We start from the raw sequence: 16,437 nt of genomic DNA, 5'->3' as shown, positions 1-16,437 counted from the left end.
GTTCAAGGACGCGATTAACACTTGTATTGAGCAGGCCAATACGACCCACAAAGCATCGCTAGAAACTTTGTTGACCATGAATTTTCAGTCCTTTAAGAAAGTCCAAATATCAGGCGTCTAGAGTATACCTCATCCGAATGAGAACTGCTATAAAAGAAAGGATTCAGGCGGTTAGATTGGGTAAAAGAGAAGGAATAGTTCAGTATTTAACGAGAAAACAGTAAACGACTTAATATAGGGAAATTTAACAATTTACGCACAATAATCCAGCTAGCAATAAAGCCTAATAGCGATAGACAGAAGATAGAAAAAATAGTGACTTGATTGAAAACATTTGGGAAAATCATTTGAGTTCCGTATTTGATACATGCTAGTACTATAGGATGTATCAGATAAATTCCTAAAGAGCAAGCCCCGATTTCTAAAGCCGTCTTCTGAATCCACTCCTTGCGCATCCATCTATCAAGAGATAAGGCTATGAATACTAATGCGTAAGCAAGAATGATGTTGAGCAAAGCACAGTGATGCGCAGTAAACATCTTTATCAAAGTAGCCGCAAAGAATAAGAAAGTTGCTATACCGAGATGGCGATCAGTTATTTTATCCAAGCAAAGTCGTCCATTGCAAATTACTTTTAGTTTCAATAAAATTAAATAAAAAAGAATACCGGCCATCAAATATGGTATGAGCAGTGTCGACCAGGATACATAGACCAAAACGATCCTTAATAGTGATGCTATATCGCTTGGATTTTCGTAATCTAAAGCATTAGTAAAAGCAACATCTGGACCTAACATAAAAGAATTTCCAGAAATTTCAACCAGAATCCTTACTAGGGAAGCTAACAATAACAAAGAAATCACTACTACAGGTCGAGAGAGTTTTTCTGCGGGAATTAATGCGCGAATTATAGCTGCAAAAAATATTCCTGTTAACAGTAATGGTAAAAAATAAAGGTGATAGCTTGCACCTCCGAGTAGCAAAACGCCCAAAGGATCTCCAGTTATTTCAGCTAGCCTGTTTTGCTGAGCACTGACATTAAAAAAAAATAGTTTAAAGCCGCAGTAAATAGCAGTCCACACAAAAAAAGGCAGCAAGATTCTTCTCGCACGCGTGATAAACAGGCTTTGTAGATCAGAATATTTTTGTTGAGTTCTTAGCAGGCTTGGAACTAAGAAGTAAAAAGATACAGCAAGGAAGAAAGGGACTGCAAACCCAAAAAAAGTTCTCAAAACTGATACATCAGCTCCAGTACTCCCCCAAGTAGCATCTCCTGAATGATAAAGTACAACAGCATAAGCGGAAAAACCACGCATAAAATCAATTCCGTAATGCCTTTGCTTTTTTGAGCCAAGAGGCTCTAAAGTATTTGTGCAATTTTTGTTCATGTCGATTACCCTAATAGTCATTTCTAGTACATAACTACCAGAACGAATAAACTAGAAACCAGTCTAAGACTTGATAAAATCATACCAATATTAGGAATTGTGAATATCTTAAAAAACTGCCTAGAAACTGCATTCATTAATAGCTATATATCGAATAAAGATTAGATGAATCTCTAAAAAAATAACCTAGTTATCTAAAATTCAATCAGTTTTTGTTTTGAAATGCATACTTTAGGCTTTTTTATATTGATTGAGCTTGGCTTTATTGAGTGTGTCCTTAATGATTGATTGTGGGAAGCCAATCCAAAAATAAAGGCCATGAATAGCATGTAACCTGGCTCTTCCATTTGGGTGAAAATAAATCCAATAATAAGTATACTAAAAAGTAATATCTTTAACACATCAGTTGTACAAAAGAACTTCCAGACCAGATATCCTAAAAATAAATAAGCTACAAGACCAAAAATTCCTAAATCTCCCCATATACCGGCCCAACCAAACAGCGGACTAAAAAAACTAGAACCACTGGTTAACCAAAAACCCATAACAAAATCTCGCGACTCTTGGCCTATAGATGTTGTAGTAGCCCCTAAGGGATCCAAAACTGATGAGTAATCTTGGAGAAACCATCCACCAAGGCGACTGACGGTATGACCAGGTCCCAAACCAAACAACCAGTTTAGTGGTGATTGAAAATTATCTAAGATAAGATTGACGGAGTAAAACTTTGCATACCAGGCTAAGCCATCCGATCCGTAAAGTTCCGGGCGAGCCCAAGCGGCAAAAGCTTTCAGAGCTTCAATATTTTGCGCTCCCCAAACGCCAATCATGACTAAAAGAATGATACATGTCAAAAATTTAATAGTTTTGCCAAGATCCTGAAAATCTAATAATATCAACAATACCCAAGCAGCACCAAATCCAATCACAAGTTGTTTGGAGTCAGAAAAAAGTACATGCCATAAAGAAGCTAAGAGAATAAATATACGGAAAACTTTTGGAAACTTCTTTTCATTAACCAAGCAATAGAGAGCGAATACAAAAGATACAGTTGCTGAAATATAGTTACCCGCCCCAGACACAAAGAAAACACCACCGCAACCATCGGTGCCATTAAAACCTTTTGCATAAAGTAGGCCGCTATCAATTAATGGTTTTTGTATTGCAGCAAGTAAAAAGTTTATCAGCACTGAAACATACAAAAACTTTTTAAGGACATGAAGAGTACTAGGAGAAGTAGGCAATGAATTCAGTGCAATTAGAAATAAAAAAGGTTCCCCTAGTATCATAAAACTTACGATTGCATTAATTAGTCCTGCATCATTCCATATAGCACTGGCGACAATTGCCCCAAGTAAAATAAGCAAGCCAGATATCATCAGAAAATTTATATGCCTTTGCCTTAGGCTTTTATTACGACTGGAAAGTATTACTGAGAAGCAAATAAAAGGAACTATGCCAAAATGTAACAAGTTTATTAAAGAAGATCCTAGCGTAGTAGAAATAATGCGTGAATAAAATACGCTAGAAAAAGCTACTATAATTAAGTTAGAGTTTTTAATATATCTCATCTATTGGATGTTTTAGCATGTCTATTTTGCAATCAGGAGTTAATAGCTTTTGAGTATATGTTTATACATTCTTTAACTGTTTCTTGTTTCGAAAATCGATTTTTTAATTCTTCCCTTACTGCAGTTTGATGGCAACTTTCTGAAGATATAGCTTTCCTTATGGCTTGAGTTAGGTTATCTAGGGCGTTTCTCTTTAGATCAAAGTATACACAATTTGATAGGCCGATTTCTCTAAGTACTGGTATGTCGGAGCATACGGATTTACATGAAAAATATAGGGCCTCTATCAAAGGTATACAAAACCCTTCTATAGAAGAAGCAATTACAAACACCTCACAATTTTGATAAAGCCAGCAAAGCTCACTTTCACTGATAGCAGAAATCATAAAGACTGATGCATCAAGGGATAAATCTTTCACTAACTGATTTAACCGATTGGTCTCTGGGCCTGAAGCACCTACAAGAACTAAACATAATGGTGTCTTTTGTCTGAATACGTCATCCTTTTTCAGGACTGAGAAAGATCTAATTAAAAGATCAAGGTTTTTATTCTTACGATGTTGTGCAACAGATAAAATAAAGGACCTATTAAATTTCTCCTTAGTAAAATTGGGTGGCTTTGCGACTACATTTTCAAAATTAACTAAATTATAGGTTACCGCCAAAGGCTTCTGATTACTTTTAACGGGAAAATATTTTTTCAGATCTCCTAAAGTTGTTTTGGATACACATGCTAGCCCATCACTGCTATGCACGCATTGCTTCAAAATAAGACGATTAAAAAATGCCTTCTTGCGTCCAAAATTTTCAGGTAGCTGGTATGGATAGAAATCATGAACTGTGGCTATCACTGGACAAGAAAACCTTGATCGTATAAAAGGCAAGGGAAAAGCCAGGTGGATAATTTCAGCTGAGCACTTCTTTGCAAGATTAGGGAATTCAAAGAGAAACCAAAGATTTCTCGAAGGCGAGTTGTTTTTAATATTTACATCGACTAATTCGATTTTGCTTGATGATAGGGAAAAGAATTCCTCATAATAATATCTTTGCCATGAACCAGTCACAAATGTAATTTTTTTAACTAAATCTAGGTCAGCAAGGCAATGAGCAAGATTTACAGCATATCTACATACTCCGGTTGGTTCTGTAGGGCTATGTAGAGCAAGTATTAGAATATGCATTATTATACGAGTTAAAAAGGGAAACAGGTTTAAAAAACAGGCTATTATTTTCTTTGAAGCAACTACGTCTCGAAGGCAATTACTTCGGCTCAACTAATTTTTCATAAATACCGCTCAGCTTTTCTCCAGTCGCTTTCCAGCTATAATGCTGGCGCACCAATGTTCGACCCGCGTTTCCCATTTCATATCTTATTTTGCTATTACTACCAAGTAGTCGCATTGCCTTAGACAGATCCCTGACAACTTGGTCAGGACTGTGGGCCGCTACTTTGATTCCTGTTTCGGCCGTGACCTGAACACCTGGCCCACCAAGGTCTAAACAAATAACAGGCCGACCTGCTGCCATTGCTTCCATACAAACCCATCCGCCTGAATCATGAAGGCTAGGATGTACATGAATGTGGCAGTCTTGTAATAATTTTATGAGTTCATGACGCGGAACTCTTCCCAAAAATTTTACCTTATTGTCAATCTTGAGGTCTTTTGCTAAGGTTCGCAAATGCTGGGACTCCGGCCCGTCTCCTACGATCCAATATTCTACATCGTGCAAGTTAGCCGCTGCAAAAGCTCGTAAAGCAAGATGAAATCCTTTCCAGTGGAGTAAACGTCCCATGCTTATAAAACACACTGGTCCATCCTTAGGTAGTTCGTAACTACTGAGTTGCTCGATTTCTTTCTCAGGGAGCCCAGACTCGGGCAAAATTTGTACATGCTTGACTCCCATTCTATACAGTCTTCGAGCAGTATCTTCTGTAGTAGCCCTTGCAAGTGCGCTTCTTTGAGCTGTTAAATATACAAATGGATCTCTTTCTCCTATCCATCTCACTATATGCCTAGCAATTTCATATACTCGAGCTCGCGCTGAGAAGTCTTGCCAAAATGGAAGGGGAGCTGACTCACCACCCCCAACCGGTCCCCAGATAAAAGGTACTGGTAAAAAAGCTATAAAGCTCGGATTTGAGTATTTTACGAAAGTTACATGGTGAGTTACATCAAATCCAATTTTGCTATGTAAACGACGAGCAACAAAATAAGCCTGAACTTGCCAAAGATAGTAATGAATTTGCATAGCTCCATTAGAGCCAAGTTTCCAACCTCCGCCCCAAACGGGTAAAGTAAAGTAAACGAAATGCAAATTTGGATTCGGGTCTCTAGCTAGTTCTGACTCAATTGCTTCCTTGCTCTCATCTGGGCGCGTTAGTACCCAAACTTCATGATATCTCGATACTTCTCTAGCAATGTTCCATCCTACACCTCTTTCAGAACCTACTCCCGGTTCGCATGAATAAGCTGATATTAAAACCTTCATACCTGTAAACCCTGTAATTTAATTTGGATGGCTGTTTGACTTTAAAGTTTTTAAGAATAGAATTTGGCAATCTTACCAATTAGAGTTATTTTCATATCCTAGCTGAATTAATAGTTCACCGGCCACCTCTTTAAATGCATCTTTGTGAGCCTCAGTAAAAGCTTCTTTCCACCCTCCTTTGCTCCCCTTAGCTCCCTTTCGAAAAGTATGAGATTCTCTGGGGTTCATACCTGAAGAAGAAAATTTTGCCTTGATTTCTTGAGTAGACAAATTAGTTTCGAGATGGGCTAAAATCTTTTCAATCAGGTGCAAACGCGTTTCCTCACATCCACCTCCCCTTTCACCGACTAAGTCTTCAAATTTAATAGCAATTGTATTAGGATCATCAATCCAACCAAGCCAGCGAGAAAAATCTTCCCCGATGTTTGGTTGAGAAGCATTGGAACCAAAAGGAGTACCGAGGGGCACGCCCTTTATAGAATTCATAAGTTTCTTATCAAAAGAGGAATGTTTCAGGTAAAGTTCATGCAAAAATATCCTTTCTTCGTTGCAGACCCATCTAGCATGGGAAAGCGCGACATCACGCAAATCACGATAAATGAAAAAGGTCTTGCAATCATGCTCCTTAAAAACATCAAGGACTTCATCGCAGTAAGTTAAGTGAGAGCGAATAATTGAATTTGTTGGCGCTGAACCTAGCTTCCATTTAATATGAGATGCGGTATTCATAATGCCGCAAAGTGCTTGTACGGAAACAATATCATCCCATTTTAAAAAACCAGGAATAGTGTACAAAATCTGGTACAGGAGGTGTGTACCAGATTTAGGGTATGAATTGCAAATCAAAAATGATTTTGAGCGATCTAAATTCACTACTACTTCCTTTAAATAGCGAATAAAGAAGATTAAGTCTCTAGCATGCAATCGTGCAACATTGTGTGCCTGATAACTCATAAGTATACTCACAAGCAAGCTAATGCTTTTTCATAAACCGTAGCTACCTGTTCTGCTGTTCGTTCCCAGGTAAATGGCTGTACCCTTTTTATTCCGCGCTGAATGAGGTCATTGCGCTTACACTGATCCTGATGGATAAGCAAAACTTTTTCTACTATCTCGTCTACATCTAAGGGATTTGTCAAAATGGCAGCATCACCTACCACCTCAGGGACTGAGGTAACATTAGAGGTAATCACTGGAGTGCCGCAGGCCATTGCCTCTAAGGCTGTTAGTCCAAAACCTTCATACAGAGAAGGTGCTACCAAAATATCAGCTGCGTTATAGATATTTATAAGTTCATTTTGAGAAGGTCTTCCCATGTAATAGACACAGTCTTCAAGAGAATTTTTGCGAATAAACTCTTTTTGCTCTTGGGTAAAATCACCTCCAGTTTTCCAAAATGTTACTTTTATTGACTTACTCCGAACAGTCTCTAATACCTTTAGTATAGTAATAATATTTTTCCGCTGATTGTTTGACCCTACGTTGAGGAGGCACAGTGTCTCTCTATCAAGTCCGTACCTACTACGATTTCTTTGAACTGTATCTGTTGGTAAAGGAGAAAAAACTGAGTCAACGGCGTTTGGTATGACATCAATTAAATCTGGATGTACGTCCAAGTACTTTACGACATCCTTGGCTGTGTGTGAAGAAACGGTAATAACGCGGTTGGCTTTTTTCATGCCCGACACAGAAAACTTCCAAGAGGCCATGCTGACCATTGGGAAAATAGCTTTCCCCTGAAAAGTTTCTGGTTGCGTCAAATTGATTAGATCGTGGCAAGTTAAGACTGAGGCTTTGTTAAAATAACTAAGCCAATACACCCAATGCCCATCACTGTGATCAACAATGTGAAATAAATTTACTTCCAGGTTCTTCAAGGACTTTGGGAAAGAGTAATATCGGCTATAGTATTTCTTGATTCCAGCTTTCCATGTCTTGTGTTCATTATGGTCAACCTTTAAGCTAGGGGTAAATTCAATGAACTCCCAGTCAGGGCAAGTGGTTTTGAGGCCTCTGACTAAAGAGTCAGCATAGACGTCCATGCTGAAAGAGAATTTCCGTGGAGGGCGGAGCAGAGCAATACGCATTTTAAATCCTCAGAGGGTTTGACCAGATTAATGTAGTATGTGCTGCCAAAGATCAACCAAGCGGCTCGCGATACGTTCATGAGTATAATTTTGGTGAACTCTTGAGAGACCAAAGCTTTTAGCCTGGCTGTACCACTCCTTATCAACCAGTAGTCTTTCAAGAGTTTGCGTCAGTTGGGCTGTATCCCCTTCCTGAAAAACAAGTTCAGGATTTGCAATTACATTAGGTATTTCTCCGCAGGTCGAGCCAACGACAGGAATACCCATACACATAGCCTCAATCAAGACATGCCCAAATTGCTCCTTCCAAGTATGTCCCGTTTTGGAAGGCAGAACTAAAACGTTAAAGTTTGCCATTTCGTCCGGAACGCTCGCTTGGGGCACGCCCCCTTTCCATTCAACTCTATCTGCGATTTCCAGCTCCTCGACATCCTTTCTTAGAGATGTTTCATCAGGCCCAGAACCGCACATAACGAGCTTGATATTGTCATGTACCTGGCTAAGCTTCTTAACTGCTACAAATAGGGTGTCTAATCCTTTCTGATACGTCAATCGCCCCATATAACCGACGCGAAATCCTTCACTTGATGGGTCAAGGTTGGCGGATGTAAAACCATCAGCTTTAGTTCGAGGCGCAAACAACTTAGAATCAACTCCCATTTGGGGCATTACTTCAACAGTTCCTTCATATCCCCATTTGTCAATTAATTCTTTTCCTTCATAATTGCCGGAGACGATCGCTTTAGCTGTATCCAGTACATATCGACGTATCCAATGGCGAAATGGGGATAACTGGCGATCCAGATTTTCCCAGCCAAAAATCACCAGTGGTTTCTTAAATAACTTCGAGCAAAAAGCCATCTGGAAAGCAGAAATAGAGAAAACTTCCTGTTCAACATGCAGAATGTCTGGGTTAAAGTCTCTTAAAACCTGCCAGATCTTCCATGGCATATAAAAATAGGCACCAACTCTACCCGAGAAAAGAATACGAGCTGGATAAATTTTAAGCCTTGGATAAGGCGTTTCTAAGGTCAATAACTTTTTCCATCCAACCGCTTTCCAACCAGTAGGTATTAACAGGGCTACTTTAATTCCATCAATGGCAGCAACAGAGTCCCATTTACCCTGGTTGACGCCAGTGACATAAGCATGGCTAACTACCAAAACCTTTATCTTCACAGAACTTTGAGCAATATAAGCTTCCTTTTCACTTTTAACTTTAGAAATAGTCATAATAAAGAAGTATAAGTTTTAACTTTTCCTATGCCTAAGTCTAGGATTAGTAATTAGGTAGACATCTACTTGTTGATAATTGTTTCAGTTGAACGTTCAGCTAAAACAATTATTGGACTCTTCTATAAAATTAGAAATTGATTAGGTGAAAGCTTTATAGTCTCTTCAAATGGGCAGCGCTTTAAGTCGTTTCGCTATTTTGGAGATTACGCTTGGTCGCATGTGAGGCGCATATAACCAGGTAATAGCGAGTTTAGCTAAAGGCAAAGGCAGGAAGCCAACCCAAAGAAACCATAATGTATAAACAATACGCTTCATAACAGTGAAAGGTGAATATTTCCAGAGAGACCGGATTCCTTGATAAGTGAGATTTAATACAGTATCAGTCTTTACCGGATGATTACCCGGATCCAGTTTCAGCGAGATGATCCTTGACCATATTCTGCCGATAGATCTTTGGTCCAGATCCTCTAGGACTTCGTGCCCTAGTTCTTTAGCTTTGCTAACAAGCAAGTCATAATTCTGCAAGTCATGCTGAACAAAGCGGCGAAAGCGATCGACAGTTACTGTAGTTAAAGCCCATTGATTGCTGCCATGGATTCGATAAGCTCCTAATGGATCTTCAATAGCCGCGACTTTACCATAGAAGGGTAGAAGGATGCAGAGATAATCATCTGCTGTAAGTTTATATTTGTCAGGAATGGGAAATACTTTATTTAAGGCATTCCTACTTAATGCGTTACCACTCATTGGGGTTCTTTGATAACTGCCTTCGCGTAACAGGGTTTTCCATACTTGCCCAGATGCCAAAGGTTTTTGGCCTTGGGGGTATGAAAAACCTAAGGGATTCTCTTCAGCATCTACTACCTCCAGCCTGTAGTGAATTTTTGATATTTCTGGGTTCCATGACTCAACAATTCGTTCCACTGCAGTAGGGAAAAGATAATCATCAGCATCTAGAAAAATAACAATGAAGCCTTGGCTAATTTCAAAACCCTTATTAAGCGCTGCTGCTTGCTTTCCATTTTCTTGAAGCACAGAAATAATTTGACATCCATATTTTGAAATAACCTCCCGAGAATTGTCTGTGGAACCATCATCTACAACAACGACTTCTATATTAGGATATGATTGGCTCAAAGAACTATCAATTGCCTTATGCAAGAAATGAGCGTAATTATAGTTGCTAATAATGATGCTTACATGTGGGATTTTCATGACAGACAATATTATTTGTCAAGTAATTTTTCAAGAAGCCTATTCACTCGTTTACCCGATACACTCCAATTAAGACGAGTTTGATATTCGTTGTAAGAAGAGAGAGCAAGTCTCTTATAAGATTCATAATCATCAAAAAGTTTTATTATATAGTCGCAGTATTCACTGACATCAGCCTCAAAGTCAAACAACTGGCCATTTAGACCCGGATTTATAACTGTTGAAACTCCTCCAACTTTTCTAGCTATACAAGGGACGGCGAAGGAATTGGCTTCACAAAAGACTACACCAAAGCATTCAGCTCGTGACGGCAAAATTAAGAAATGAGACTCTGAAAAAAGCTGATTTATTTTTTGCCTACCAGCATTAGTCGATTTACTAATGAATCCCAAACTTTCAATAAAATCTGGCAATTCACCTTCTATATCTGGTTGACAGCCAACTGTGGTAAGCTTTGTTTTTAACCCTTTCTTATTCAACTGTCGAGCGACTTGAAAAGCGATATCACCGCCTTTCCTGTACCAATCAACGCCCAAAAATAGAAGATTACAGACACTTGTAGATCGGATTGTAATTAAATTTTCAATTTCAATCGGACTTTTGACATCATCAATATTTCCGCCAAAAGGGATAACTTTTACTTTTGATGGATCCGCTGCATAATAATCAATAGCTTTTTGAGCCGCCCAATCAGAGCTGTATATAGCTAGAGAACACTTCTCAAGTGCCATTTTTTCAATCATATTCCAGTTTTTATAGGATTGCTCGCAAAGATCCTTATATTGAGAGTAAAAGTCTAGTAAGTTAGCACATGTTGCATCTGCCCAGAAAACGATAGGTTTACTGCTCTCAAGAAACGCGATCGAACGTATAGTTGCGCTAAAAATAATGTCTGAGTTAGATGAACAAAGTTTTTGTGAAACCTGCCTTGAGTAGCTTTTTAAAATTCTTAAATCGGCATCTTTCTCGTATAGCTTTCCTCGAGATTTTCTATAAAATAATTGCTTTACCTTTAACAAAGTAAAATCAAATATACTGGTTTTCAGAGGGCCAAGATACTCAACCGATATTCCCTGCATAGCAAGAGATTGAGCAATGTAATATCCTAAGCCAGACCATGTGTTAGCTCCTCCCAACTTTTGTGAATCATAGTGAGTTACATAGGCTACGTTTATAGTTCTTTTCATATCTAGATCAATTTCACGAGTTCTCATTAAGCTTCTGGCATTCAAGATGAAAAGTTACCTCTACCTAATTATTCAAGACAATTTCTTGATAATTACCGGACTTCAGTAAACAACCATCCTCTAGCTGAAATATCTTTTCGCAGTGCTCTATTGTAGATAATCTATGAGCAATAATAATGATGGTTTTATTACCTCTCAATGACTTCGTCGCTTCTGTTATAAGATTTTCGGTGTCTTTATCTAACGCTGCTGTAGCTTCATCAAACACAAGGATTTCGCGCTTATGATAAAGTGCCCTTGCTATTCCCACTCTCTGCCTCTGTCCTCCAGAAAGTAATACGCCTCTTTCTCCAACAGGGGTGTGTATCCCTTTAGGCAAACGATTAACAACATTAGTTAATTGAGCCGCTGAAATAGCTGATTCTAGTCGATCAACATCTATTAAATGTTCTGGAACACCAAAAGCAATATTTTTTTCTAAGGTATCATCTATTAGAAAAATTGACTGAGGAACGTAACCAATCAATCCTTGCCATGCTTCTAAGTCTTTATAAATGGATACTCCATCAACATAAATATTTCCTTCCTTAGTTATAAGTAAACCCATTAAAACATCTACCAATGTTGTCTTACCAGAGCCGGACTTTCCAATTAATCCTATCGATGAGCCTCGAGAAACTTCTAAAGAAACTCCTCGGAGAGCCTTAGAATTGCTGTTTGGATAAGAATACGAAACATCAGATAAAATAATATTATCAAAAAATAGCATCTTTTTATGCTGACTCAGAGAAGCAGCCTCGCGAGAGGGAGTACTATATTCTTTGGTGGCGCCACTATCCCCAATATTCAGAGCAGTTCTTATTTCTGTAAATTCCATGAATAATTGATCAAGGGAATGATAATTGTAGCGAATTACATTGAGACAGGAAATGGTGTTCCCCATAGCAGGAAGCAGACGTATTGAGGCAATTGCGAAAATTCCGAAAATAGAACTCAGATTTTGACTATTGTCTTGATTGAGAGTTAAAAATATTACCGCAAAAAGGATAAGAAAACTGATTACAAGCGCTTCAACAAAATACCTCGGGAGATTAGCATAACCTGAGGCCAAACCCATGTTCTCAGAGTATCTATCAGCAGCAATTTTCATCTCTTGCTGAAAAAAACTCTCGCACCCAATTATTCTTGTTTCTTTGAGTCCACCTATTCCATGATTTAATACTCGAACCATTTCTACAGAAGCATCGTATCCGTTTTTACCCCACTTTGCCAAATGCACCTTCAAGGGATTTAGAGCTAGAAATGAGCAGAGCAATATTAATGCAATTCCTACGGAAGCAAATACGTTTGTCCAAACTAATAAGGATACTAAGGCTAGTATTACAATGGAATTAGCTATAGCTGTTAATAGTGACAGAACCAACCCAATACAAAATTGATCAGTAGATGTAACAATGCTTTGAACTAAACTGGCAGAGTTTCTGCCTAAGTGATAGGTATACGGGGCCTGTAAATAGGCTTTCATAAGGTCGGTGGAAAGATCTCCTTTAAGCTTGTAGGTAAACTGAGCTATTGACTTTTGAGAAACAAAAGTTGCAAATGCTTTTATCGAGAAAGCTAATATTATCAACAAACTTAAAAGAACTATAAAGCTACTCTTAGAGCTAAACCCTGAAAGACTATAAATATAATTTAGAGTCTTATTACTTTCAATGATATCCGGATTAGTGGTTATGGCAGCAAATGGACCGATAAGACCTGTTCCAATCAACTCTAGTAGGGAACTTATGATGAAAAGAACCATCATGAACATAATCTGCTTGTGCTTACCCTGAGTCACATACCAGAATCTATTTAAGAAATTTTTCATGGACTTTAGCTTATCTTCTCCAAAATAAACAAATTCTGATGAATCATGACTCACTAAACAACTTTAAGAAAAATATAGAGGTCCTGATGATAGAAGCTTGATTATCTTTCAGCTTCTTCATAAATAAATTACTTTGGTGCTAAGGAGTCGTTCGTAAATAAACTACCGATTTCAGATTTGCCGAAACTATAAGCCTAGCATGATAGAGAATCAACAATCCAGTAGCTTAATTCCGAACGGATCCTAATCAACCATTTGAGACTTTATGCCTATTTTAGGAAAATTGTATGCTCCTGATAATTGTGAACAGACATTTTGCCGAAATTTCAACTCATACAAGTCTACAAAACAGAATGCCTGCCTTGTGAAAACTTCGGCAACTTTTAGAAACAAATTTCCTACAGTTTTACTTGAATTAACCTTAGTCCAAGTAGTAAGAAAGTTAAAATTCATCCAAAAACTACATCATACCGCTGACCTCCAAACTCTGAAACTGATTCATCCATACCTAGTTTAGACATCAACGTTAAACAAACAGGGGCTGGAAGGCATCTGTGATAGTCGAAGTTTGACCATTACTATTGACTGCGATGTCCAAAAGAGGATCGCCGGAAAATGAAAGTGTAGGCAATGTACCGAAGATCCTACTACTCGTAACAGAGGCGACGGTTGCCTGCTGATCACCTATTGTGACAGTAGTATCTGATACCGAGCCCGAAAAATTAGTACCTCCAATTACAAATTGCCCGTTGCCCGTTGCCGGTGCCCTCCATTCAAGAATGTCATATGCAATCATATTACTGCCAACTGTACTATCTACAGGCAAAGCTGCTATGACCTTGTCATCGTTGTAGTCCGCGCCAACAATTGCACCTGAAAACCCCGTTAATATATCTAAACTGCTTGTTGTACCGGCATTCGTCTTTATCTCATTAACATCAAGAACTTGTGTGCCATCAGCAGATAGTTTTACGTTATAAAGCAATGAGTTGTATCTCTGCGCCAGCAGATTCCCACGGAGCTGCCCACCGAATGTAGTCGAGCGGTACTCTGTTAATCCATTAGTCGATGCCAAGAAATCTCCGTGTATAGGTGAAGTATAGATTTCATTGCTTGGTTCAGTTGGCGCATAGTAAACATTTTGGCGAAGATCCGTACGCCCGCGACTGCGGTTAGGACTGCCATAATAGTTTTCTTCAATGACAATGTTCAGTTCATCCCCTAATTTTTCTTCTCCAAATGGCTCTTGAGTATCAGGGCCAGTCGATACATCACCAAATTCTTCGTTTGCTCCATTATCAGTTGCATATAGAATGCCTTTTGTAGTCCACTCTAGGTCATAGGGATTTCTGAAACCACTGGCATAAACTGAGACATCTACACCAGGTACTACAAGATGCTCTCCCCCAAAGCCTTGACTTTCTTCAGGGTTATTTAGTGTGAGACCATCTGGTGCCACCCACCCTTCTGGGAACTCATACTGAATAGTTCCGTTAAAGTTTTCATTGGTGATATTTGCTTTGAGAATTGCAGCAGTAAAGGGGGATTCTTCCAGTCCGCCAATGAAAGGGTCAGCAATACCAGCGTTAGTATTACTACCTACAGTGATTAGTAAGTTACCTTGATCGTCGAATTCTAATCCGTTGACTCCATGGTCATGATTAGAAACACCAATGCCTGTAATCAGTGGTTGAGCTATAGAGAAGTCTGGACCTTCTAGAACGCTAATCTGTCCACTATATGGAGAAAATGTGGTCAAAGGGTCAAAGGCGGCCCCTCCATTTGCGTATAGCCGACTGTGAGCAACATAAATTCTAGGCTGACTTCCTGCAACATTCTCAAATGGATTAAATGCAATACCCAAGATGTTTGAGTTAGAAACCCCATTAAAAGCACTCAGAGTATCAATAACTTCCGTAGCTATCACACTGTAATCATCATCAAGAGTATAGGCGGCAATTTCACCAACCACCGTCCCTACATACAACCGACCATCTGGCCCCCAGGTCACTGTTGTAGGTGATTCAATATTGCCAATCAGCTTTTCTTCAAACTTAACTTCAACTGAGTCATTATCATTAATACCTACCGAAACGGATGGAATTGTCAATCCACTGTAGTTAGTGTCAATAGTATCAACGCTATGACTGATGGTTGAGGTCTGAAAACCTTCCTTCGTAGAATCATCAACTGCTGACACTGCAACTGTCTGGGGCACATTCCAATTTGCAGAGGTAAACACCAAGCTCGTTTTGTCAGTTGTAAGTTGAGTTCCAGACTGGATGTTTATTGTGACATCTGAAGCTGGTTGGCTGTTGAGCAACAAAACATAACTATCACTGTTACTGCCTTCGGTAACCAAAGTGTCACCATTGCTTTCTTTAATGAGAACCTTGTGCCCCAAAATAGGAAGAATTTCGAGGCCAGCTATAGCTGCAGCATTCAGTTCACTGGTGAAATCCAGATTGAGTTCACCATCCTGCACAATGAAGAAGTCTGATGCGCTTAGAACCTTAGCGGTATTGGATCCATCAAGAAATGCATTCTTCGTCTCAAAGAAAATATCCAGGTTGTCAAAAAACAGTTCATTTTCAATTGAGACGTCAAACTTGCGTTGGTTAAAATCTGCATACTCCAACTCGGCAAGATGGAACTTGACTATATAATTTCCGTTTTCAATGGGGATAGCGTAAGAGAAATTAGTGCCTGTGCGCTGTGATTGATATATAAAATCATCAACCGTATCGGCAATTTCATTAGTGACGGGTCCAAAATTGCTGCCATTGGTAAAGTAGGTATCAGCATTCCATAACTTACTCAGGGAATCGACTTTATCTTGAGTAGATCCGGAATTAATGCGAATAATGCCATCTGAGGGAGGAATTTGGACAGCAACTTCAAAAGTACCTAAACTGCCAGCGGAAGCTGGGTTCAAGCTGGTATCCACTACTTCATTTCCATTAAGAGATACAGTATAGAGACCAGCTTCAATAGCATCCCAACTTCCATCGGGAGCAGGTATTGTATACGACGCAGTTACGGAGCTAGAGTTGTTGCTGCTACTAGGCATTATGAAGCCAACAGGAATTTGCGTTACACCGTCAGGGGCAGTAACAGATAAATCCCCAGAATCAAGACTAGACACTTGAACTGCTGAATTATCCGAGTAGGTAATTCTGAAAATGGCATCTTCTGTACTATCTGGCAATAAAGCTGTAGAAGAAGTATCTAAGATAGCAGTAGGAGGTGTTTCATCAGGACCAGCAGGTTGTAGCGGTCTGAACTCAACATAGTTCAGGTTAAATCCGCTGGTTATCATATCCAGACGCATTTCATGCGTACCTGCGCTCAGCGTAACTCCTGGAATGACCACATCTGTATAAGACTGCCAAC

At 39.1% G+C, this 16,437-nt stretch carries 11 protein-coding genes; all 11 read right to left on the bottom strand.

Annotated features, from left to right (window positions below; all coding sequences use genetic code 11):
• Positions 1-206 precede the first annotated feature (206 nt).
• Entirely contained in the window at positions 207-1,388 is a 1,182-nt protein-coding gene (locus IQ241_RS23090) for an acyltransferase (protein WP_193911800.1), read from the bottom strand.
• 194 nt (positions 1,389-1,582) lie between these two features.
• On the bottom strand, positions 1,583-2,959 hold the full coding sequence (locus tag IQ241_RS23085) for a hypothetical protein (protein ID WP_193911798.1): 1,377 nt from the start codon (positions 2,957-2,959) through the stop codon (positions 1,583-1,585).
• A 32-nt stretch (positions 2,960-2,991) separates the two neighbouring features.
• Entirely contained in the window at positions 2,992-4,140 is a 1,149-nt protein-coding gene (locus IQ241_RS23080) for a glycosyltransferase family 4 protein (RefSeq protein WP_193911796.1), read from the bottom strand.
• A 79-nt stretch (positions 4,141-4,219) separates the two neighbouring features.
• Complete coding sequence (locus IQ241_RS23075) at positions 4,220-5,449, bottom strand: glycosyltransferase family 4 protein (RefSeq protein WP_193911794.1); 1,230 nt, start codon at positions 5,447-5,449, stop codon at positions 4,220-4,222.
• Between the two features lie 72 nt (positions 5,450-5,521).
• The gene (locus IQ241_RS23070; RefSeq protein ID WP_193911792.1) at positions 5,522-6,403 is read right to left on the bottom strand and encodes a sulfotransferase domain-containing protein; all 882 of its coding nucleotides are present in this window, start codon (positions 6,401-6,403) and stop codon (positions 5,522-5,524) included.
• Positions 6,404-6,411: 8 nt separating this feature from the next.
• The gene (locus IQ241_RS23065; protein ID WP_193911790.1) at positions 6,412-7,536 is read right to left on the bottom strand and encodes a glycosyltransferase family 4 protein; all 1,125 of its coding nucleotides are present in this window, start codon (positions 7,534-7,536) and stop codon (positions 6,412-6,414) included.
• A 27-nt stretch (positions 7,537-7,563) separates the two neighbouring features.
• On the bottom strand, positions 7,564-8,769 hold the full coding sequence (locus IQ241_RS23060; protein ID WP_193911788.1) for a glycosyltransferase: 1,206 nt from the start codon (positions 8,767-8,769) through the stop codon (positions 7,564-7,566).
• A gap of 165 nt (positions 8,770-8,934) precedes the next feature.
• Positions 8,935-9,987: a glycosyltransferase gene (locus tag IQ241_RS23055; protein ID WP_193911786.1), complete on the bottom strand. Its 1,053-nt coding sequence runs from the start codon at positions 9,985-9,987 to the stop codon at positions 8,935-8,937.
• An 11-nt stretch (positions 9,988-9,998) separates the two neighbouring features.
• Positions 9,999-11,201: a glycosyltransferase family 4 protein gene (locus tag IQ241_RS23050; protein ID WP_228022007.1), complete on the bottom strand. Its 1,203-nt coding sequence runs from the start codon at positions 11,199-11,201 to the stop codon at positions 9,999-10,001.
• Positions 11,202-11,238: 37 nt separating this feature from the next.
• Complete coding sequence (locus IQ241_RS26245) at positions 11,239-13,098, bottom strand: ABC transporter ATP-binding protein (RefSeq protein ID WP_322743765.1); 1,860 nt, start codon at positions 13,096-13,098, stop codon at positions 11,239-11,241.
• 472 nt (positions 13,099-13,570) lie between these two features.
• Positions 13,571-16,437: malectin domain-containing carbohydrate-binding protein (locus tag IQ241_RS23040; protein ID WP_193911784.1), on the bottom strand; the 2,867-nt coding region annotated here is incomplete at its 5' end.

The organism is Vasconcelosia minhoensis LEGE 07310, from assembly GCF_015207255.1.
GTDB lineage: Bacteria > Cyanobacteriota > Cyanobacteriia > Phormidesmidales > Phormidesmidaceae > Vasconcelosia > Vasconcelosia minhoensis.
Note: the sequence above shows the minus strand (reverse complement) of the source record. Positions and strands in the feature narration are given on the sequence as shown.

What these genes read in the sequence shown, in the direction of transcription:
- IQ241_RS23090 (WP_193911800.1), bottom strand. Translation starts at nt 1,388, where the DNA reads ATGAACAAAAATTGCACAAATACTTTAGAGCCTCTTGGCTCAAAAAAG.
- IQ241_RS23085 (WP_193911798.1), bottom strand. Translation starts at nt 2,959, where the DNA reads ATGAGATATATTAAAAACTCTAACTTAATTATAGTAGCTTTTTCTAGC.
- IQ241_RS23080 (WP_193911796.1), bottom strand. Translation starts at nt 4,140, where the DNA reads ATGCATATTCTAATACTTGCTCTACATAGCCCTACAGAACCAACCGGA.
- IQ241_RS23075 (WP_193911794.1), bottom strand. Translation starts at nt 5,449, where the DNA reads ATGAAGGTTTTAATATCAGCTTATTCATGCGAACCGGGAGTAGGTTCT.
- IQ241_RS23070 (WP_193911792.1), bottom strand. Translation starts at nt 6,403, where the DNA reads ATGAGTTATCAGGCACACAATGTTGCACGATTGCATGCTAGAGACTTA.
- IQ241_RS23065 (WP_193911790.1), bottom strand. Translation starts at nt 7,536, where the DNA reads ATGCGTATTGCTCTGCTCCGCCCTCCACGGAAATTCTCTTTCAGCATG.
- IQ241_RS23060 (WP_193911788.1), bottom strand. Translation starts at nt 8,769, where the DNA reads ATGACTATTTCTAAAGTTAAAAGTGAAAAGGAAGCTTATATTGCTCAA.
- IQ241_RS23055 (WP_193911786.1), bottom strand. Translation starts at nt 9,987, where the DNA reads ATGAAAATCCCACATGTAAGCATCATTATTAGCAACTATAATTACGCT.
- IQ241_RS23050 (WP_228022007.1), bottom strand. Translation starts at nt 11,201, where the DNA reads ATGAGAACTCGTGAAATTGATCTAGATATGAAAAGAACTATAAACGTA.